Genomic DNA, 20,848 nt, shown 5'->3' with positions numbered 1-20,848 from the left:
TCGCCAAGTCCGCCGAGACGCTCGCGATGGTCCCCACGAACTCCGGCATGCTCGCCCTGGACGAGGACGGCACCCGCTGCTCCTCCGACTACTACCTGCGCCTCACCGGCGACGGCGGCCGCATGCTCAAGGGCCAGATCGCGCTGACCGCCATCCGTCCCACGCAGCCGTGGATCGGCGACCCCGGCGGCGGGGACCCCAACCTGGCACGGGGAAAGGCGACGTCCGAGAGCAGCCACGCGCAGAACTTCGCTTCCTCCAACGCGGTGGACGGCGACGCCAACAGCTACTGGGAAAGCGCCAACAACGCCTTCCCGCAGTGGATCCAGGTGGACCTCGGCTCCGCCGCCAGCATCGGACGGATCGTGCTCAAGCTCCCGCCGTCCTCCTCCTGGGCGACCCGCACCCAGACACTGTCGGTCCAGGGCAGCACCAACGGGACCACGTTCACCACGATCGCCGGCTCGACCGGATACACCTTCAACCCGGCCACCGGCAACACCGCCACCATCACCTTCACCCAGACCTCGGCCCGCTACGTCCGGCTGAACATCACCGGCAACACCGGCTGGCCCGCCGGCCAGCTCTCCGAGTTCGAGGTGTACGGCACCACCGCCGGAGGTGACACGCAGCCGCCGTCCGCGCCGGGCAACCTGACGGTGACGGGGAAGACGGCGACCTCCGTGTCGCTCTCGTGGTCGGCCTCCACGGACAACGTGGGCGTAACCGGCTACCAGGTGCGAACCGGCGGCACGGTCACGGCCTCCACGACGGGCACCACGCACACGGTGACCGGCCTGAACCCGGGGACGTCCTACACCTTCACCGTCACCGCGCAGGACGCGGCCGGCAACACCTCGCCCGCGTCGAACGCCGTGACCGCGACCACGGACGCGGCCCCGAACACCAATTTGGCGCGGGGCAAGGCGACGTCCGAGAGCAGCCACACGCAGAACTTCGCTTCCTCCAACGCGGTGGACGGCGACGCCAACAGCTACTGGGAAAGCGCCAACAACGCCTTCCCGCAGTGGATCCAGGTGGACCTCGGCTCCGCCGCCAGCATCGGACGGATCGTGCTCAAGCTCCCGCCGTCCTCCTCCTGGGCGACCCGCACCCAGACACTGTCGGTCCAGGGCAGCACCAACGGAACCTCGTTCACCACGATCGCCGGCTCGACCGGATACACCTTCAACCCGGCCACCGGCAACACCGCCACCATCACCTTCACCCAGACCTCGGCCCGCTACGTCCGGCTGAACATCACCGGCAACACCGGCTGGCCCGCGGGCCAGCTCTCCGAGGTCGAGGTGTACACGGCGTGATCACCCGCCCGGCTTCGTCGCCAGGGTCGGGGCCGGGCACGCTGGTGATCCTCACCCGTCCCTGAGCAGGCCCGCGTACTCGGGGCCGAGCTGGGAAGACCGCCTTCTCCAGGACGGACGGATGTCGCGGGGAACGCCGCCGCGACCGCATTGCCGAATCCGTACGAATCAACGAATCGGCCCCCGGCCTGTCGATCGGCGGTCTGGAACCCCCGTCTCGATACATTGACGCGAGGACGGCCGGCGAGTTCGCCTGACAGTTCGACGGGAGCCACGCATGCAGATCGGTGTCGTCTTTCCCCAGACCGAGATCGGCGCGGACGCGGGCGCGTTGCGCGCCTACGGGCAGGGGGTCGAGGAGCTCGGCTACCGGCACGTGATGGCCTACGACCACGTCCTCGGCGCGGACCGGGCCGTCCACAAGGACTTCCAGGGCCCCTACGACCTGCACTCGACGTTCCACGAGCCGCTGGTCATGTTCGGCCACCTCGCCGCGCTGACCTCGCTGGAGTTCATCACCGGCATCCTGATCCTTCCCCAGCGGCAGACGGCCCTGGTGGCCAAGCAGGCGGCGGAGGTCGACCTGCTCACCGGCGGCCGGTTCCGCCTCGGTGTGGGGGTGGGGTGGAACCGCGTCGAGTACGAGGCCCTCGGCCAGGACTTCGGCACGCGCGGCAAGCGCATCGAGGAGCAGGTCGTGCTGCTCCGCAGGCTGTGGACGGAGGAGTCGGTCACCTTCGAGGGCGCCTTCGACCGCGTGGTCGGCGCGGGCCTGGCGCCGCTGCCCGTACAGCGGCCGATCCCGATCTGGTTCGGCGCCCAGTCACCGCCCGCGTACCGCCGCGCGGGCCGGATGGGCGACGGCTGGCTCCCGCAGATGCCCCCCGGCCCCGAGCTGGACGAGGCGAAGGCGATCGTGGAGGAGGGCGCGCGGCAGGCGGGCCGCGACCCGTCGTCCCTCGGCATGGAAGGCCGCCTCGCCTGGACGCCTGACGCCGGGAAGCTGGAGGACCTGGCCCGCCGCTGGCGCGAGGCGGGCGCCACGCACCTCGCGATCAACACCATGAACGCGGGCCTGCGCACGGTCGACGACCACCTGGAGGCCCTGCGGGGCGCCTCCGAGATCCTCGGCCTGCGGAAAGGCTAGGCTCCGGCCGGCCTCGGCACGCCTCCGGGGACGGGCTGTCGGTCGACGCGGAGCTACGCCGTGACGCCGTCGTCCCTGGGGGCGGTGTTCCACGGCCGCGCCAGGAACAGGGTGAGCGTGGACGCCACAGAATCACCGTCGTCGCGGTCGAGGTGCGGCCGCCCGGCGAGTACGGCCCGGTCGTCCGGATGCGCGCGCGGGTGCGCCACGAGCCGCCTCGTCCCCGCGAGGCGACAAGGCCACGGAGGGCGCGGAACAGCCCGGTAACATGATCGCTCACCGGCGTTCACAAACCGGTCATATGGTGCGAATCGCTCAGCGTGCGCCGCTGATCCAGGCGGCGGCGGGCGCATTCGGTTCGCTTGAGTAAGGCCCCCCACGTGTTCGAACTCCCCCACCGCGCGAGACGCCTCGCCGCGGTAATCGCCCTCGCATGCCTTCCCGCCACCCTCATCACGGGCACCGCCTCGGCGGAGCCCACCCCCACCCCCTCAGCCCCGGTAGAGCCCGCTCCCTCCGACGAGGTCGCCTCCGGCCCCGGGTGGCACGTCACCCGGGTGGCGGGCGGCTTCCGGGTCACCCTCGACCTCGCCGAACCGCTCCCCGTCACCGCGAGCGCCCCCACCCTCTCGGTGGACGGCAGGATCCTCGGCCCCGCGACCGAGTCCGCCGACGGGACGTCCCTGTCGCTGGTCACCACCGACCCCTCGGTGACGCAGGCCCGATCGGTCACCACCGACGCCTTCGGCCCGGCGCCGGACGACGCCGCGTCCCCGGCCCCGCCACCGGCCACGCCCGAGATGACGCCGAAGCTCCTGCGCCCCGTCCCCCCGGCCTCCGGCTCCTACCACGTCTCCGAGGCCGTCTACGACTTCGGTGACCAGGCCATTCCCCTGCTGAACATCGGCGGGATCCGCGGCGAGCTCACCGGCAAGATCTACCTGCCCGACGGCCGCGGCGAGAAGCCCGTCGTGATCTTCCTGCACGGCCGCCACTCCTCGTGCTACGGCTCCGGCGCGCCCAACCCCGCGCGCTGGCCCTGCCGCACGTCCCCCGACAGCACCGCCGACCGCAAGACGATCCCGAGCCACCTCGCTACGACGCCCCGGCCCGCGCCCTCGCGAGCAACGGGTACGCCGTCGTGTCCATCTCGGCCAACGCCGTCAACGCCAACGACAACCAGCTCGCCGCCGACTACGGCGCCCAGGCCCGGGGCGGGCTGGTCCTCGACACCCTGCGGATGCTGAAGAAGGCCGACGCCGGCGAGCGCGTCGTCTACCACGACGCGTTCACGAACCGGGACGTGAGCCTCGACCAGGCCCTCACCGGCGACATCACGCCGCGCGACCTGGTCGGGCGGCTCGACCTCGGCGACGTCGGCATCATGGGCCACTCCCGGGGCGGTGAGGGAGTGGTGGCCGCCTCCACCCTCAACGACGCCCTGCCCGTGTGGCAGCAGTTCGGCATCAAGGCGGTCCTGCCGCTCGCGCCCGTGGACTACGACCGGATCTCCCTGCCGAACGTGGCGACGGCGACGATCCTGCCGTACTGCGACGGCGACGTGGAGAACCTGATGGGCCAGCACATCGTCGACGACTCGCGGCACAGCTTCGGCGACAACGTGCTCCGCTCGGCGGTGCTGGTGATGGGCGCCAACCACAACTACTTCAACACCATCTGGACGCCCGGCGGCTGGCCGGCCGGGACCGGCGACGACTGGTCCTTCGCCGAGGGCGTCTCCGACCCGGTGTGCGACCCCAAGGCCGCGACCACCACCCGGCTCACCCCTGACCAGCAGGTCCAGGTCGGCGCGACGTACATCCCGGCCTTCTTCCGGCTCGCGCTCGGCGGCGAGAAGCGGTTCCTGCCGCTGTTCGACGGCTCGGCCGTGACGCCACCCGAGACGTCGTTCGCGCGGGTCACCTCGACCGCCACCCAGCCGGCGCGGTCGCGGGTGGACATCAACACCTTCGAGCGGCAGGACCGGTCCGTCCGCGTCTCGGGTGACGCCACCGCCGAGGTGTGCGCGAGCATGGGCGGCGCCGGCGGCGTGACGCTGCCGCAGGCGTCGCCGTACTGCTCCACCACGCTCAACCAGGCCGCCGTCCCGCACTGGTCGCCCGCGCTGTGGGCGTGGAACATCCCGTCCACGCCGATGCTGCACATGAAGTGGACGTCGGGGAGCGGGCAGGTGCGCGTCACGGTGCCGCCCGCCGCCCGGAACATCAGCCGCTTCGAGCAGATCTCGGTGAAGGTCGCCGCCGACGAGTTCGTGCCCACCGCGACCGACCTCGTCGTCAGCGTCATCGACGGCACGGGACGCGCCTGGTCCGCGCCGGTCTCCCAGCTCAACCCGGCGGCCGTCACCCGCATGCCGGGCGTCAGCTCACCGTGGCTGCGCAAGGTGATCCTCCAGCAGGTGACGATCCCCACCTCGTCGCTCACCCGGCTCCGGCTGACCGACGTGCGCGAGGTGCGGTTCACGGCCGCGGCGGGCGCGGACGGCGCGGCGTCCGGCGGGGTGTACATCTCCGACCTGTCGGCCGAGAACCGGGGCGTGGGCGCGCGCGTCCCCGCGCGGCAGGCGACCGTGAACGTCGTCCCCGCGAACGTCGAGGAGGGTTCCGGGCCGGGGACGGCCGAGGTCGCGGCGGTGCTGTCCGAGCGGGCCGGCCACCCCGTCTCCGCCTACGTCAGCGTGTACAACTCCCCGGCCGGGCAGTCCGGGGCCTCGATGCGCCCGGTGACCTTCGCCCCCGGCCAGGTCTGCGTGGCGGTGCCGGTCGCGACGCTCGGCGACGCGCTCCCGAGCGCCACCGCGTCCACGTCGTTCAAGGTGTCGGCGACGAACGTGGCCGGCGGGGTGATGGGCGACAAGGGCTTCGGCACCCTCACCGTCCGCGAGGACGACGGCGTCACCCGCGGCGCCCCAGCCCCCGAGGTCGGCGTCCCCGGCGACGTCTGCGACGAGTACGCCGCGTCGCAGCGGCCGGGCCGCCTGCTGGTCAAGGGCGCGGTCGTCCCCGGGGCGACCGTGACGCTGAGCGCCCGAGGCTACCGGGCCGGGGAGAGTGTGGAGTTCCGCCTGGACGCGACCTCGCTCGGGCGGGCGCTCGCGTCCGCCGACGGCACGGTGTCGTTCACGGCGGCGATCCCGTCCGCGACCTCCGGCGGCACGATCGTGCTCACCGCCCTCGGCGCCGGCTCGCGGTACACCACCGAGGCGAGGGTGAAGGTCAGGACCCACTGACGCCGCCGGGCACGGCCCGCACACCCGCGGCGCCGGCCCGGTCTCACCGGACGCAGAAGGCCACTCCCGCGATCGGGAGTGGCCTTCTTCATCGGGACCGGGTCAGTGCGCCGGCTTCCGACAGAACCGGGTCAGTCCGGCGGGCGGAACCCGGGGTCGGTGCGCCGCCCTCGGACCGAACCGGGTCAGTGCGCGAGCACCGGGATCGCCGGGGCGTCCGCCTCTCCGTCCTCGTCGGACGCGGCGGCGGGGGCGCCTCCCTGGCCGCCGGTGGTGACGAGCGTGAGCACGATGGCCGCCGACACGACCAGGATGCCGACCGCCCACCAGATCGCGGCGGAGTACCCGTGCACCGCCGCCTGGTTGGCGAAGGCGACCTCGCCGAGCGTCCGCGCCTGGGCGGCGTGCGCGGCGACCCACGTGGTGGCCGCGCCGGCGGCGATGGTGTTGAGCAGGGCGGTGCCGATCGCGCCGCCGACCTGCTGCGAGGTGTTGACCATCGCGGAGGCCACCCCGGCGTCGCGCGGCTGGACGCCGGACGTCGCCAGGCTCATCGCCGGCATGAACGCCGTGCCCATGCCGAGGCCGAGCAGGATCTGCGCGGGCAGCACCAGGCCGGCGTACGAGCTGTCCGGCTGCATCTGGGTGAGGATGAGCATGCCGATCGCGGCGACCAGGAAGCCCGGCGCCATCAGCAGCCGCGGCGGGACGCGGTTCATCAGGCGGGCCCCGATCTGCGTCGAGCCGGTGATCATGCCCGCGACCATCGGCATGAAGGCGAAGCCCGTCAGGACCGGCGAGTACCCCTTGACGACCTGCAGGTAGTAGGTCAGGAACAGGAACAGGCCGAACATCCCGATGACGGCCAGCCCCAGCGACAGGTACACCCCGGCGCGGTTGCGGTCGGTCAGCACGCGCAGCGGGAGCAGGGGCGCCCGAACCCTGCTCTCGACCGCGACGAACGCGGCGAGGAACACGACGGCCGCGACGAACAGGCCGATGGTCACGCCCGCGCCCCATCCGTCCGATTCGGCGCGGGTGAAGCCGTAGACCAGGGACACCAGGCCCAGGGTGGCCAGGATGACGCCCGGGATGTCCAGTCCGCTGGAGTTGTGCCCGACGGCGGGCTCGCGGATGACGAGGAAGGCGCCCGCGACGGCGAGGGCGGCGAAGGGGATGTTGACGTAGAACGTCCAGCGCCAATCGAGGTACTCGGTGAGGAAGCCGCCGAGGATCAGGCCGACGGCGCTGCCGCCGCCCGCGATGGCGCCGTAGATGCCGAACGCCTTGGCGCGCTCCTTGGCGTCGGTGAACATCACCGCGAGCAGGGAGAGCGCGGCGGGCGCGAGCAGCGCGCCGAACGCGCCTTGCAGGGCTCGGGCGCCGAGGAGCATGGCCTCGTTGGCGGCGGCCCCGCCGATGGCGGAGGCGGCGGCGAAGCCGATCAGACCGGCGGTGAAGGCGCGCTTGCGGCCCCACAGGTCCGAGATGCGCCCGCCGAACAGGAGAAGCCCGCCGAAGGCGAGGGCGTACGCCGTGATCACCCACTGGCGGTTGGCGTCGGAGATGCCGAGGTCCACCTGGGCGGACGGCAGGGCGATGTTCACGATCGTCGCGTCGAGCACGACCATCAGCTGGGCTATGGCGATGAATGCGAGGGCTTTCCAGCGCCGGGGGTCCGGGAGGACCTGGGCTGTTTCAGGCATGCGTTGACTCACTCACGGTGCGGAGGATGTGAATCAGCAGGTGGTCAGCGGAAGCTCACCGGCTGAGAGATGTCGAAGGTGTGGTGGTCGAGGCCGGTCAGGGACCTCAGGCGACGGGGGTGGTGGTCGTCGTGCGGTGCCGCTGGAGGTCCTCGAAGGTCGCTCCCGCACCGGGCAGGATGGACCGCGCCGGAGCGCGGAGGCCGTCGAGGAACAGCTCCAGATGGCGATCGACGAACCTGTCGAGATTCAGGCACCCGGTGTCCGGCAGCGGCCGGGTGAGCTTGGGCAGTGCGATCATGATGTCGCCGGGGGTCACGTCCGGCCGCAGCAGGCCGGCGTCGCGTGCCCGGTCCACTATGGCCTGAACGGCGCGTTCAAGGCGAACGCGTTTGTCGGTGAGCTCGGCGGCGATCCTCTCGCAGCCGTCGGACACGATCAGGCAGAGGGCTCCGATGCGCTCGTCGGCCGCGCCGTGGACGAAGCGCCGCAGCGCCTCGAACGCGTCCGGCTCCTCCGCGAGCGCCGACTCGGCCAGCTCGACGACCCGGTCGATGACCGCCAGCATGACCTGGCGGAACAGCTCCGGACGGTCGGCGAAGTGCCGGTAGATGGTGGCGTTCCCCACCCCGGCCCGCCGCGCGATCTGGTCGAGCGTCACCTCGGCGCCGTACTCGACGAACGCCTCGCGCGCGGCGGCCACGATGCGTTCCCGGTTGCGCGACGCGTCCGCCCGCATCCGGGTGGCGTGCCCGCGTTCGGCGGTCGTGCTGACGGTCCCCACGGCGACGTCCCCCTGTTCCCTGTACGCGATCCGGGGACGAACTCCCCGGATCGGTGCGTACGTGCAAACGGGGACGGCATCCCCGGTTATTTCCCACCTTCCTGTGAACTGCGTCACACAGCGGGTCAACCGGCCGCGGGCGACACCTCGGAGCGGCGGGAACGCGCCACACCGCGCACAGCACTAAGCCAGAGCGCCCGCAGCACCGTGCCCGGCCGCATCAGCGTGTTCGGGTGCGCCCGCATGGTCATGACCGCGTCCAGCCGCCGGTTGACCGCGGCGTCGGTCATCGACGCCGCGAACACCACGTCGCTGATCCACTTGGTGAGCTTGTACGCGGGCGGGTACGGGCCGTCCACATGGGGCAACGAGAGGTCGGAGAACGTCGAGGTCTGCCAGGCGGCGTCCACGACGACCCGGACCTGCTCGAAGTACGCCCGCGCGGGGGCGTCCGGCGACGGGCCGGAGCGCAGGTAGGCCGACAGGCAGGAGGCGTGCAGCGCGGCCGACGTCATGCCCTGCCCGTAGACGGGGTTGAACGAGGCGACGGCGTCGCCGGCGGCCACCAGCCCGGCGGGGAGGCGGTCGAGCTTGTGGAAGTCGCGCCGCCTGCTGTCCGCCTGGTGGTAGGTGATCACCTCACCGATCATCTCGGCGCGCTCGGCGATGTCCCCGAAGGGGGTGGGGAAGTGGGCGCGGGCGCGCCGGGTGAAGTCCTCGACGTCGCGCGTGGGACGGTCGTCGTCGTATCCCGAGACCAGCATGATCCACTTGTCGCCTTCGACCACGTGGAAGCCGCCGATCCTGGCGACCTTCCCGCGCGCCTCGTCCGCGGACGCCGTGGACACCGCGACCCAGACGTCGCTGATCCGCTCGTCCCGCCTGAACAGGGCGGTGGCGTAGTTGAGCTTGATGGGCATGCGGAGCATCGGCGGCCGGGGCCAGCCATTTTCCTCCAGCCAGTCGCCGAGCCGGCTGGAACGGCCCATGGCGTCGACCACCAGGTCCGCGCTCTCGGTGACGATCTCGTCCGCGCCCTCGGGGACGTACCGCGCGCCGGTGACCCGGTCGCCGTCGAAGATTAGGCCCTCGGCGCGGCCGACGACGAGCCGGATCTTGCCGATGGCCATGGTCCGGTGCCGGACCATGGCCTCCAGGAAGGGCCGCGTGCTGACCAGCGTCGTCGCCTGCCCCGTCGGCGGGACGGGCGGGGCCGTACGCAGGACCCCCTCGACGTAGAACCGCACGCCGTCAGGGGGAGGCACGACCGCGCCCGCGGCGATGGCCGCCTCGGTGAACCCGGGGTACCAGCGTTCGAGCTGGAGCTGGCCCGCGGGCAGCAGCGCGTGCACCTGGCTTCCCTGCGGCGCGCCGGGACGCGGGCCGTCGTCCACGTCCGAACCGTCCCGCTCGATGATCAGGACCTCGTCCGCGTGGTCGCTGAGCACGCGCGCGGCGAGCAGACCCGCCATGCTCGCGCCGAGGACGACGGCACGCCGCATGATCACCTTGGCGCCTTCCGGCGGCCGTGGGGTGCCGATGTCGGAGAACTGGCGCGATACTGAGGTCGGCATGGGGGTCTCCTCGCCTGTTGCCCGCCAGGTTATAGAGGAAATTTCACCATAAATCAGGACCTCGCGAAGGGGTCTGCCGTCGGCATCAGCAGACCCCTTGATATGCGTCTTTTCACGAAGAAAGCGGCATTATTCGCATTCTTCGCGAAAACGGCCAAGTGCCGTATCCGATCGCTCAGGAACCCGTTCGCATCATCTGTTCATTCATGATCAGGAATGCGCCCAGCCCGTGGAAGTCGTTGGTCGCCCGGGGGCGCCCGAAATAGAAGCTCGTGACGTCGTCCACGTTCGTGCCGATGCAGATGTCGGCGACGTTGGTGCGGCCGTCGGAGCCGATCGAGACCTTCTGCAGCACGCCCTGGTAGCCGCGCGTGGCGTTCGCCTTGTAGCTCGCGTCCACGTACCCGCGCTCGACGGCCCGCGAGATCGTGAACGTGTACATCGCCGAGCAGGAGGTCTCGGTCCAGTTGCCCGGATCGCTCTCCTGGTCGACGACCTGGAACCAGCGCCCGGTGGCCGGGTCCTGGTATCGGGCGAACGCGGCGACGAGGTCGCGGACGATGCCGACCAGCGCGGCCCGCTGCGGGTGGGACGCGGGAATGATCTCCAGCACGTCGGTCACCGCCATGCCGTACCAGCCGATGGCCCGGCACCAGGACAGGCCGTTCGTGTTGCCGGACTCGGGGTGCACCCAGCTCGCGGTGAGCCCTCCGGGCTCGTCGTAGGCGTGGTAGAGCAGGCCCGAAGCGCGCCGGAGGTGGTCGTCGTAGACGACGAGCTGCTTGGCGACCTCGTTGTTCGCGTACGTGGCGTCGTTGAACAGCCGGCCGTACCGGGCGAGGAACGGGTTCACCATGAACGTGCCGTCCGCCCAGAGCTGGCCCTGCCGGGAGTCGGAGGTGGAGTGCCAGAAACCGCCGTCGGAGGTGCGCGGATAGGTGTTCAGCCGGTTCCTGATCTTCTGCGCCGCCGTGCGGTACTTCGCCTGGCCGGTCTCCTGCCACAGGATGAGCAGGACGTTCCCCGCCTCCATGCTGTCCAGGTTGTTGAAGCTCTGGCTGATGTTCCCGCCGCCGTCCACGAAGCGGTCGGCCCAGTCCTTGATGTACTGCAGATAGCGGGGGTCGTGGGTGCGCTGGTAGACGAGGTGCTGGCCGTACAGGTAGAGCCCCACCGGATAGCTCCAGCCACCGATGGACGACGGCGTGAAGCGGGCCATGGTGGAGTCCACGACGGCCTTGGACCAGTCCGTCGCGGGCTGGGTCTGGTCGTCGACCGACAGCGAGTCGACGTTGGGGCCGCCACCGGCGGTCGTCGCGGTCGCGCGGACATGGTTGGTCCCGGCGCCGAGCGAGGCGGTCAGCGTGGCCGTCGCCCAGTTGGTCCAGGATCCGGTGCCGGGGAACGACCGCGCGGCCGAGACCACGGTGCCGTTAACGCTCACGTCCATCGGCCGTTCGGCAGTGGTGCCGTTGGCGTACCTGAGGGTCAGCGTGACGGTCTGCGCGCGCGGCGAGTCGACGGTCCAGTCCACGTACGAGCCGGTGACGTTGTCGTAGTTGACGAACCCGGCGCCGGTGAAGCCCGGGTGGTTGGACTCGACGGCGCCGCGCGCGATCGTCGCGTCCTCCGCCTCGTAGCGGACGACCGCCGCCTGGGCGGCCGTGACGGGTGCCAATGGTAAGGCCAATGCGGTGAGAGCGAGGGTGAGAGCCAGGCGCAACGTGGTCATCTCCTTGCGTCAAAGGGCGAGGCTAAGCCCATACCTCCGATGTATCGTGACTGCCGATCCGAGCACCCCGACGCAACCCGGCGGGGTCACACGCCACACCGACGGTGGCGACCTTGAGTGAAGTCACGGGTAAAGATCCAACCTCTTGGCCCCGCGCTTAGGTGAAAGAGATACGCCAAACCACCGCAGTACGTCTAGAGCCTCGCAGAACATCCACCCGAACATCCCGTTCAGGCTTGCCTCGACGCCCGTCGTATGTTTCCGTCGTGTGACACAGGGATACCGGCCCACATTCGGAAAGAATGTTGACAAAGGCCCTGATTTATGGGATCACAGTCCAAAGATCCAACCTTTACCGGCACCGCGACCCCCCATCCGTGCAGGAGGATCGATGAGATCGCGAAGGCCCAGGGCGCCCGCGACCACGTGCGTCATCGCGGCAGGACTACTGATCGGACTCGCCGGCGCGCCACCGGCGGCAGCGGCGGCGACCCGCTACGAGGCGGAGGGCGCCACCGTCTCGCAGGGCGTGGTGGAGTCCAACCACACCGGTTACTCGGGTACGGGATTCGTCAACGGCGACAACATCACCGGCGCGTACGTCGAGTGGACCGTGAACGCCCCGGCGGCCGGTACGGCGACCATCGCGCTCCGGTACGCCAACGGCACCACGATCAACCGCCCGATGGACGTGAGCGCTAACGGCGCCGTGGTGTCGGCGGCGCGCGCGTTCAACGGCACCGGCTCCTGGGACACCTGGGCGACCAGCACGCTGACCGCCCCGGTGAACGCCGGCTCCAACAAGATCAGCCTGACCGCCACGACCGACAACGGCGGCCCCAACCTGGACTGGCTGGAGTTCGACGTCGCCCCGGCGGCCACTGACTACCAGGCGGAGGACGCGGCGCTGTCCCAGGCCACCGTGGCCACCAACCACACCGGCTACACCGGGACCGGCTTCGTGGACTACGTGAACGTCACCGGCAGCTCCATCGAGTGGACGGTCAGCGCGGCCACCGCCGGCGCCTCGGCGCTCACGCTGCGGTACGCCAACGGCACCACGATCAACCGCCCGATGGACATCAGCGTCAACGGCAACGTCGTGGCCAACGACCTGGCGTTCGGCGGCACCGGCTCATGGGACACCTGGCAGACGGCGACCGTCAACGCCGACCTCGCCGCCGGGTCCAACAAGATCCGGGCCACGGCGACCACCGACAACGGCGGCCCCAACGTCGACCGCCTCTCCGTGAGCGCTCACGGCGATACCGAGCGACCGACAGTCCCAGGTCAACCGGCATGTTCCGCCATCGGCGAGAACAGCCTCACCCTGAGCTGGGGCGCCTCCACCGACAACGTCGGGGTGGCGGCGTACGACATCTACCACGACGGCAACAAGCTCGGCGAGGCCGCGGGCACCGCCACGTCGAGGACCCTCACCGGGCTCACCCCGAACACCGAGTACCGCCTGTCGGTCTTCGCCCGCGACGCGGCCGGCAACACCTCGCAGAGCAGCGCCCAGGCGATCTGCACCACCCTGGCCGGCTCCGACACCCGGGCGCCCACCGCGCCGTCCGGCCTGACCTCGTCGAACGTCACGTCCAACAGCGCGAACGTGACGTGGACCGGGTCGACCGACGACCGCGGCGTGACGGCGTACGACGTCCGCAGCGGCACGACGGTCTACAAGACCGTCACGGGCGCCCCGCCGGCCACCTCGACCACCGTCACCGGGCTGGCCTGCAACACGGCGTACACGCTGAACGTCGTGGCCAGGGACGCCGCCGGCAACACCTCGGGGCAGAGCAACACGGTGTCGTTCACCACGAGCTCGTGCAGCGGCGGCGTGCCGTCGAGCATCACCACGATCTCGACCGGCTGGTCGATCCCGTGGGGCATGGCCTGGCTGCCGGACGGCCAGACCGCGCTGGTGACCGAGCGCGACTCGTTCAAGGTCTTCAAGGTCACCCTCGCGGGGGCCAGAACCCAGGTCGGCACCGTGCCCAACGCGATGACCACCGACGGCGAGGGCGGCCTGCTCGGCGTCGCCGTCGACCCGAACTGGAACTCCAACCACTACGTGTACTTCATGCACACGGCGTCGGAGGGCAACCGGATCGTCCGGATGACCTACAACGGCGCCGCGCTGTCGGCGTACACGGTCCTGGTCCAGGGCATCCGCAAGAACCGCTTCCACAACGGCGGCAGGCTCGCCTTCGGCCCGGACGGGTACCTGTACGCGACCACCGGCGACTCCCAGCAGAGCAACCTCGCGCAGGACAAGGCGTCGCTCAACGGCAAGGTCCTGCGCATGAGGACCGACGGCACGCCGGCCCCCGGCAACCCGTTCGGCACGCTCGTCTACAGCTACGGCCACCGCAACCCGCAGGGCATCGCCTGGGACTCCCAGGGGCGGCTGTGGGAGGCGGAGTTCGGCAACAGCCAGTACGACGAGCTCAACCTGATCAAGCCGGGGCTCAACTACGGCTGGCCGACCTGCGAGGGCAGTTGCAGCGTCTCCGGCATGGAGAACCCCAAACGGCAGTGGTCGGTCTCCACGGCCTCGCCGAGCGCCATCGCCATCGTCCGCGACGTGGTCTACATGGCCGCGCTGAAGGGCGAGCGCATGTGGCGCATCCCGATCGGCAGCGGTGAGAGCACCGGCACGCCGACCGCGTACTACGTCGGGACGTACGGGCGCCTGCGCACCGTGATCAAGGTTCCCGGCGCCGACCAGATGTGGCTCTCGACCACCAACGCCGACAACAACGGAGGCCAACCGGACGGCTCGGACCGGATCTTCCGCGTCACCGTCTCCTGACCACACCCCGATCACGCGGACGGAGGCTGGCCGTCCGCGCGATCACCCCCCGACACCATGGAGTCCCCCCAATGCCATCCCGAAGAGATTTCCTCAGAACCGGCGGTGTGGTCGCCGGCGGCCTGCTGCTGCCCAGCCTGAGAGCCGGTGCGTCGTACGGATCCGCGGCGGCGGCCTCGCCCTGGGACCAGGTCCCGGCGATCCTCGCCAGGATCACGCCTCCGACCTTTCCCGACCGCACCTTCGACATCACCGACTACGGCGCCAAGCCGGACAACACCACCGACTGCACGCCGGCGTTCCGAAACGCCATCGCCGCGTGCAACGCCGCCGGAGGCGGGACCGTGCTCGTCCCGGGCACCGGCAAGTTCCGGACCGGCAAGATCCACCTGCTGTCCAACGTCAACCTGCACGTCAACGCCGGAGGCACGATCCGGTTCCGGTCGGACGCGGGGTCGTACCTGCCCGTCGTGTTCACCCGCTGGCAGGGCATCGAGTGCTACAACTACTCGCCCTTCATCTACGCCTACGGCCAGACGAACGTGGCCCTGACCGGCCCCGGCACGATCGACGGCAACGCGGCGGCCGGGCCGTGGTTCGGCTTCGACGACCAGCGCGGGCCCGACTGGGACCGGCTGCAGCAGATGGCGGTCGACGGCGTGCCGGTCGACCAGCGCAGGTTCGGCGACGGGCACTACCTCAAGCCGAACATGATCCAGTTCTACGACTGCGCGAACATCCTGGTCGAGGACCTGAACATCCGGAATCCGGCCATGTGGACCATCCATCCGGTGCTGTCGCGCAACGTCACCGTGCGCAACGTCAAGGTCTACAGCCGGGGCGCGATGGTGGACGGCTGCGACCCCGAGAGCAGCGCGGACGTCCACATCACCGGGTGCACCTTCGACACCGGCGACGACGGCACGGTCATCAAGTCCGGCCGGGACACCGACGGCCGCAGGGTCGGCGTGCCCAGCGAGAACATCGTCATCGAGAACAACACCTACCTCGGCCGGTGGGGCGCGATCACCGTGGGCAGCGAGATGTCCGGCGGCGTGCGCAACGTCTTCGCGCGCGACAACAGGATCCAGGCAGGGTCGAGCTACCACTCGTTCTACGCCGTCTACATCAAGACCAACAACCGGCGCGGCGGGGTCGTGGACGGGGTCCACGTGCGGAACCTCACCGGCGGCCCGTGCGACAGGGGCGGGTTCTACATCGACATGAACTACAGCCTGACCGGCCCCGGCTACGGCCCGATCGTCAACCCGACCATCCAGAACATCACCGTGGACGGCCTGGTCATCGACACCTCGCCGTACTCGATCAAGCTCTCCGGGTCGAGCGCCAGCCATATCAGGAACGTCGCCGTCAGCAACAGCACCTTCACCCACATGGACAGCGGCTCGGTGTCGATCAGCAACGCCGACAACGTGACGCTCACCAACGTGCAGGTCAACGGCAAGGTGGTGTCGCGATGAGGCCCCGTCCACTCGTCACCCTGTGCGCCCTCGCGCTCCTCGCCACGGCGGCCCCCGCGTCCGCGACGACCGGTCGGCAGGCGGCCGTTCAGCACCTGGCCGGTCGGCAGGCGGCCGCCGCCTGGCAGCTCCGCTGGTCTCCGAGCGCGAGCCGGGACGGCCTGGACGCGTTCGAGACCATCGAGGACGACCGCGCCGACTCCCACCCCGCCGGGCAGCCGCACATCTTCCCGCAGGGCGACGACTTCCGCTTCACCATGCACCTGGTCGACCGCGACACCATGACCGACCGGCAGCGCCAGGAGGTCACCGGCATGCGCACCCCGGCCGGGGGCCCGTACCTGGTGATGAAGTACGGCGAGACCTGGCGGTTCACCTACTCCATGTACATCCCGGGCTCGCTGAAGGCCACCACGACCTTCACCCACATCATGCAGCTCAAGCAGCCCGGCACCGGCACCCTGCCGATCATGACGATGTCGCTGCGGCGGCAGGGCGGCACCCCGATGATCGAGCTGAACGCCTTCACCTCGGACAAGATCGTCGGCCAGACCCCGCTCACGCCGCTGCAGAACAAGTGGATCGACGTCGAGGTCGAGGTCAAGATCGGCGACGCGGACGGCTCGCTGCGGTTCGTCGTGCGCGACGCCGGCACGACGGTGGTGGACTCCACGGCCACCGGCGTGGACACCTGGCTGGCCGACCGGGTCCGTCCCAAGTGGGGCATCTACCGCTCGCTCGGCGACACCTCCGGCTCGTTGCAGGACTGCTACCTGCTGCTCACCAACATGCGGGCGTACCAGCTCGTCTCGTCGGCCCCCGTCCGCCACGAGGCCGAGGACGCGACGATCTCGGGCGGCGTGGTGGAGTCCAACCACGCGGGCTTCACCGGCACGGGGTTCGTCAACTTCGACAACGCGGTGGGGGGATACGCCCAGTTCGCCGTCAACGCGGCGCAGGCGGGCAACGCCACCCTCACCCTGCGGTACGCCAACGGCACCTCCGTCAACCGGCCGATGGACATCACGGTCAACGGCGCGCTCGTGGCCGGCGCGAAGGCGTTCCCCGGCACGGGCGCGTGGACGACGTGGCAGACCTCGACCGTGACGGTCCCGCTCAAGGCGGGCGCCAACACGATCAGGACCACCGGGACCACGGCGAACGGCGGCCCCAACCTCGACAACATCACGATCGGCTAGGAGGCTCCCCCATGCGTTCTTCCCGACGTGACTTCCTGAGGATCACCGGCGCGGTCGCGGGCGGCGCCCTGCTGCCGGTGTCGGTGAACTCGGCCGCTGGCGCGAGTGCCATCTCCGTCGCCCGTCCGGGCTCCGGCACCGCCGCGCGGGCCGCGCTGCTCGCGTCCCCGTGGGACCAGGTCCCCGCGATCCTGGCGAGGATCGTGCCCCCGGCCTTCCCCAACCGGACCTTCGACATCACCGGCTACGGCGCGGCCGGCGACAACAGCACCGACTGCACTTCCGCCTTCCGCGACGCCATCGTCGCGTGCAACGCCGCCGGAGGCGGGACCGTACTGGTGCCGTCCGGGACGTTCAGGACCGGCAAGATCCATATGCTGTCCAACGTCCGTCTGCAGGTCAACGGCACCATCCGCTTCCGTACGGACCACGGCTCGTACATGCCCACCGTGTTCACCCGCTGGGAAGGGATCGAGTGCTACAACTTCTCGCCCTTCATCTACGCCAACGGCAAGACCAACATCGCGATCTCCGGCACGGGCACGATCAACGGCAACGCGACCTCCGGCGACTGGTCGTCGATGGGCAGCGGCGGCGCGTCGCGTGACCGGCTCCGGCAGTACGGCGCGGACGACACCCCCGTGTCCCAGCGGCAGTTCGGCGAGGGCCAGACCCTGCGCCCCAACATGATCGGCTTCTACAACTGCACGAACGTCCTGGTCGAGGGCGTCACGCTGACCAACCCGGCGATGTGGTCGCTGCACCCGGTGTACTGCACGAACGTGACCGTGCGGAACGTCACCTTCCGCACCACCAACTCGCAGGGCGACGGGGTCGACCCCGACTCCTGCACCGACGTCCACATCCACGACTGCGCCTTCGACACCAACGACGACTGCATTCCGGTCAAGTCGGGCCGCGACCGCGACGGGCGCCGCGTCAACAAGCCGAGCCAGAACATCGTGGTCCGCAACTGCAAGTTCAGCGGCCGGTGGGGTGGCATCACGATCGGCAGTGAGATGTCGGGCGGCGTACGGAACGTCTTCGCGGAGGACTGCCAGGTCAACCCGGCCGACTTCCCGGGACGCTACCCGTGCAAGTACGCCCTGTACGTCAAGACCAGCTTCAACCGGGGCGGTTTCGTCGACGGCGTGCACCTGCGGCGCTTCACCGGCAGGAACCTGGACCGCGCCGCGCTCTACATCACGCTCAACTACGAGACGAGTGGCTCGCTGCCGCCGGTGGTGCAGAACTTCACCGCCGACCAGATCACGATCGACGGCGCGGACCAGGCGTTCGACCTCGACGGCCGATCCAGCGACCACATCAAGAACGTGACGATCACCAACAGCACGTTCACCCGCGTCGCGACGGCCACGCCGATCGTGAACTACGTCGACGACCTGGTGCTGACGAGCGTCTCGGTCAACGGCAAGGACATATCGAACAGCCAGCCGCCCCCCGCCGACCGGTACGAGGCGGAGAACGCGACGATCTCGCAGGGCGTCGTGGAGTCCAACCACGCCGGGTTCAGCGGCACCGGCTTCGTCAACGCCGACAACGTCGCCGGCAGCCATGTCGAGTTCACCGTGCCGGCCGCCGCCGCGGGCGGCAGGACGCTGCGCATCCGGTACGCCAACGGCACCACCACCAACCGGCCCATGGCCGTCGCCGTCAACGGCGCCACGGTGGCCACCCGCGACTACACCGGGACCGGCGCCTGGACCACCTGGGTGACGGACACGCTCACCGTCCCGCTCACCGCGGGCTCCAACACGATCCGGCTCACCGCCACCACCGCCGGCGGGTGCCCCAACCTCGACTACATAGAGGTGGCGTGACATGAGAAGAACGGCCATCCTGCTGGTTCTCCTGCTGACGGCCCTGGGCCTGCAGTCGCCCGCCTCGGCTCTGGCCGAGTTCAACGTCCGCGACTACGGCGCCACCGGCAACGGCTCCACCAACGACGACGACGCCATCGACCGGGCGATCAACGCCGCCAACGCGGCCGGCGGCGGCATCGTGGTCTTCCCGTCCGGCCGTTACCGCTCACGGACGATCCACCTGAAGAGCGACGTCACCCTCCGGCTCGACTCCGGGTCGGTCATCCTCGCCGCGTCCAGCGGGATGGACGCCGCCGAGTCCAACGGCAACGACGACTACCAGGACTACGGGCACAGCCACTTCCACAACGCGCTGATGTGGGGGAACGGCATCACCAACTTCCACATCACAGGCACCGGCACCATCGACGGGGACGGCAAGCTCATCACCGGCAATCCGTCGTCCGGCCAGGCCGACAAGGCGATCGTCCTCACCGAGTGCTCCAACGTCAGCCTCACCGGGGTGACCATCCGCCGCGGCGGCCACTTCGGCGCTCTCATCAACGGCTGTCACGACCTCACGATCGACGACCTGAAGACCGTCTACGCCGACTCCGGCGTCCGAGACGGCATCAACCTGATCAACAGCTGGAACGTCACGGTCACGAACAGCCGCATCGAGGCGAGCGACGACGCGCTGGTCTTCAAGAGCGACTACGCCCTCGGCCACACCTACACGAGCCGCAACGTCCGGGTGCGGGACACGACGGTGTACTCCCACGAGAACAACGCCCTCCAGTTCGGCTCGGAGACCTGCGGCGACTTCCGCGACTTCCGGTTCGACAACATCACGGTCCTCGGCGCGGGCAAGGCCGGCATCGGCATCGTCACCATGGACGGCGCGGTGATCGAGGACGTCCACTACGACCACGTCACGCTCACCAAGACCACCTCCCCGATCTTCATGAAGATCGGCGAGCGCAGGCGCTGCCCCGGCTCGCCCCCGGCCGGCCGGATCAGGAACATCACCATCAGCAACGTGACCGGGACGAACCTGACCGCGCCCGTGGTCACCGGCACGGTCGGCGCCTCCGACTACTCCAGCACGCTCACCGGCACCCCGGCGGTCGACATCGGGCCGGGCATCACGCTCGACAACGTCGACCTGACCGTCCCCGGCGGGCACCCGGCCTCCGAGGCCACCCGCGTGCCCGGCGAGTTCCTCTCCACCTACCCGCCGCGCGACTACGGCCCCCGCCCGTCGTACGGCTACTGGATCCGTCACGCGACGGGGATCACCCTGGGCGGCGACCTGCGCTTCACCTCGAACGACGGCCGGCCCGCGGTCATCGCCGACGACGGGTCGAACATCGTGCTGGACGGCGTGGTCGCGCAGCGCGGCTCGTCCAGCGCCTACGACGCCGGGTTCAGCGGCATCGCCGGCTACGCCGTGCGGGGCAGCACGAACACCACCGGCGGCGCGCTGCGGGTCAGGGCGACGAACTCCACCCCGCTGCCCTCCGGCCCCGCCGTCACGGTCGCGACCGAGGCCGAAGGCGGCACCGTCACCGCGCCGATGCAGCGGGCGTCCGACGGCGCGGCGTCGGGCGGGTCGTACGTGACCGTCGCCCCGGGCAACAACAGCCAGGCGTCGGCGCCGTCCTCGGGGTACGCCACCGTGACCGTGAACGTGCCCTCGGCCGGCACCTACAAGATCATGGGCCGGGTCGTCGCCCCCGCCGACACCGACGACTCGTTCTGGGTCAGGGTCGACGGCGGCGCCTGGGTGAACTGGAACGACATCGCCCCGGGAGCCTCCTGGCACTGGGCGGACATCACCAACGACGCCGCCTCCGACACCCTCGTGACGTACGACCTCGCCGCGGGCGACCACACCCTCACCTTCGCCTACCGCGAGGACGGGGCGCGGCTCGACCGCGTCCTGGTCACCACCGACCTGTCCCTCGCCCCGACCGGAACGGGCCCGTGACCTGCCCCCCCACCTGAAG

General features: G+C 70.3%; 14 protein-coding genes. 9 read left to right on the top strand and 5 right to left on the bottom strand.

Annotated elements, in window-relative coordinates; all coding sequences use genetic code 11:
• Nucleotides 1-1,322: galactose-binding domain-containing protein (locus tag DQ384_RS31090; protein ID WP_181871521.1), on the top strand; the 1,322-nt coding region annotated here is incomplete at its 5' end.
• A gap of 277 nt (nucleotides 1,323-1,599) precedes the next feature.
• Entirely contained in the window at nucleotides 1,600-2,469 is an 870-nt protein-coding gene (locus DQ384_RS31085) for an LLM class F420-dependent oxidoreductase (RefSeq protein ID WP_114032436.1), read from the top strand.
• Between the two features lie 53 nt (nucleotides 2,470-2,522).
• Here DQ384_RS31085 and DQ384_RS41675 read toward each other — a convergent pair whose 3' ends face one another.
• Nucleotides 2,523-2,678, bottom strand: a complete 156-nt coding sequence (locus DQ384_RS41675) for a hypothetical protein (protein ID WP_181871520.1) — start codon at nucleotides 2,676-2,678, stop codon at nucleotides 2,523-2,525.
• A gap of 171 nt (nucleotides 2,679-2,849) precedes the next feature.
• On the opposite strand from DQ384_RS41675, the gene DQ384_RS31080 reads away from it, so the two are divergent.
• Together DQ384_RS31080 and DQ384_RS31075 are read left to right on the top strand one after the other, a co-directional pair.
• A complete protein-coding gene (locus DQ384_RS31080; protein WP_114032435.1) occupies nucleotides 2,850-3,716 on the top strand; it encodes a hypothetical protein in 867 nt (288 codons plus the stop codon).
• Entirely contained in the window at nucleotides 3,611-5,719 is a 2,109-nt protein-coding gene (locus DQ384_RS31075) for an alpha/beta hydrolase (protein WP_114032434.1), read from the top strand. Before DQ384_RS31080 ends, DQ384_RS31075 begins: the two co-directional genes overlap by 106 nt.
• Before the next feature lie 185 nt (nucleotides 5,720-5,904).
• On the opposite strand, the gene DQ384_RS31070 is transcribed toward DQ384_RS31075, so the two are convergent.
• The 4 genes from DQ384_RS31070 to DQ384_RS31055 form a co-directional block, all read right to left on the bottom strand.
• Complete coding sequence (locus DQ384_RS31070; protein WP_114032433.1) at nucleotides 5,905-7,425, bottom strand: MFS transporter; 1,521 nt, start codon at nucleotides 7,423-7,425, stop codon at nucleotides 5,905-5,907.
• A 106-nt stretch (nucleotides 7,426-7,531) separates the two neighbouring features.
• The gene (locus tag DQ384_RS31065; protein WP_220183237.1) at nucleotides 7,532-8,209 is read right to left on the bottom strand and encodes a TetR/AcrR family transcriptional regulator; all 678 of its coding nucleotides are present in this window, start codon (nucleotides 8,207-8,209) and stop codon (nucleotides 7,532-7,534) included.
• A 125-nt stretch (nucleotides 8,210-8,334) separates the two neighbouring features.
• On the bottom strand, nucleotides 8,335-9,783 hold the full coding sequence (locus DQ384_RS31060; RefSeq protein ID WP_220183236.1) for an FAD-dependent oxidoreductase: 1,449 nt from the start codon (nucleotides 9,781-9,783) through the stop codon (nucleotides 8,335-8,337).
• 175 nt (nucleotides 9,784-9,958) lie between these two features.
• Complete coding sequence (locus tag DQ384_RS31055) at nucleotides 9,959-11,515, bottom strand: glycoside hydrolase family 88 protein (protein ID WP_114032432.1); 1,557 nt, start codon at nucleotides 11,513-11,515, stop codon at nucleotides 9,959-9,961.
• 391 nt (nucleotides 11,516-11,906) lie between these two features.
• On the opposite strand from DQ384_RS31055, the gene DQ384_RS31050 reads away from it, so the two are divergent.
• The 5 genes from DQ384_RS31050 to DQ384_RS31030 all read left to right on the top strand — a co-directional run bounded on the left by DQ384_RS31050 (nucleotide 11,907) and on the right by DQ384_RS31030 (nucleotide 20,829).
• On the top strand, nucleotides 11,907-14,336 hold the full coding sequence (locus DQ384_RS31050; protein ID WP_114032431.1) for a PQQ-dependent sugar dehydrogenase: 2,430 nt from the start codon (nucleotides 11,907-11,909) through the stop codon (nucleotides 14,334-14,336).
• A gap of 71 nt (nucleotides 14,337-14,407) precedes the next feature.
• Nucleotides 14,408-15,817: a glycosyl hydrolase family 28 protein gene (locus DQ384_RS31045; RefSeq protein ID WP_114032430.1), complete on the top strand. Its 1,410-nt coding sequence runs from the start codon at nucleotides 14,408-14,410 to the stop codon at nucleotides 15,815-15,817.
• Nucleotides 15,814-17,016 (top strand): CBM35 domain-containing protein, encoded by a 1,203-nt coding sequence (locus tag DQ384_RS31040; protein ID WP_114032429.1) that lies wholly within the window; start codon nucleotides 15,814-15,816, stop codon nucleotides 17,014-17,016. Before DQ384_RS31045 ends, DQ384_RS31040 begins: the two co-directional genes overlap by 4 nt.
• An 11-nt stretch (nucleotides 17,017-17,027) precedes the next feature.
• The gene (locus DQ384_RS31035) at nucleotides 17,028-18,857 is read left to right on the top strand and encodes a glycosyl hydrolase family 28 protein (RefSeq protein WP_114032428.1); all 1,830 of its coding nucleotides are present in this window, start codon (nucleotides 17,028-17,030) and stop codon (nucleotides 18,855-18,857) included.
• Nucleotide 18,858: 1 nt separating this feature from the next.
• Nucleotides 18,859-20,829, top strand: a complete 1,971-nt coding sequence (locus DQ384_RS31030) for a glycosyl hydrolase family 28 protein (RefSeq protein ID WP_114032427.1) — start codon at nucleotides 18,859-18,861, stop codon at nucleotides 20,827-20,829.
• Nucleotides 20,830-20,848: the final 19 nt, after the last annotated feature.

Source organism: Sphaerisporangium album (assembly GCF_003323745.1).
Taxonomy (GTDB): domain Bacteria; phylum Actinomycetota; class Actinomycetes; order Streptosporangiales; family Streptosporangiaceae; genus Sphaerisporangium; species Sphaerisporangium album.
Note: the sequence above shows the minus strand (reverse complement) of the source record. Positions and strands in the feature narration are given on the sequence as shown.

Bases quoted from the DNA above. Each gene is read 5' to 3' on its own strand.
- DQ384_RS31085 (WP_114032436.1), top strand. From the start codon at position 1,600: ATGCAGATCGGTGTCGTCTTTCCCCAGACCGAGATCGGCGCGGACGCG.
- DQ384_RS31070 (WP_114032433.1), bottom strand. From the start codon at position 7,425: ATGCCTGAAACAGCCCAGGTCCTCCCGGACCCCCGGCGCTGGAAAGCC.
- DQ384_RS31060 (WP_220183236.1), bottom strand. From the start codon at position 9,783: ATGCCGACCTCAGTATCGCGCCAGTTCTCCGACATCGGCACCCCACGG.
- DQ384_RS31055 (WP_114032432.1), bottom strand. From the start codon at position 11,515: ATGACCACGTTGCGCCTGGCTCTCACCCTCGCTCTCACCGCATTGGCC.
- DQ384_RS31050 (WP_114032431.1), top strand. From the start codon at position 11,907: ATGAGATCGCGAAGGCCCAGGGCGCCCGCGACCACGTGCGTCATCGCG.
- DQ384_RS31045 (WP_114032430.1), top strand. From the start codon at position 14,408: ATGCCATCCCGAAGAGATTTCCTCAGAACCGGCGGTGTGGTCGCCGGC.
- DQ384_RS31040 (WP_114032429.1), top strand. From the start codon at position 15,814: ATGAGGCCCCGTCCACTCGTCACCCTGTGCGCCCTCGCGCTCCTCGCC.
- DQ384_RS31035 (WP_114032428.1), top strand. From the start codon at position 17,028: ATGCGTTCTTCCCGACGTGACTTCCTGAGGATCACCGGCGCGGTCGCG.
- DQ384_RS31030 (WP_114032427.1), top strand. From the start codon at position 18,859: ATGAGAAGAACGGCCATCCTGCTGGTTCTCCTGCTGACGGCCCTGGGC.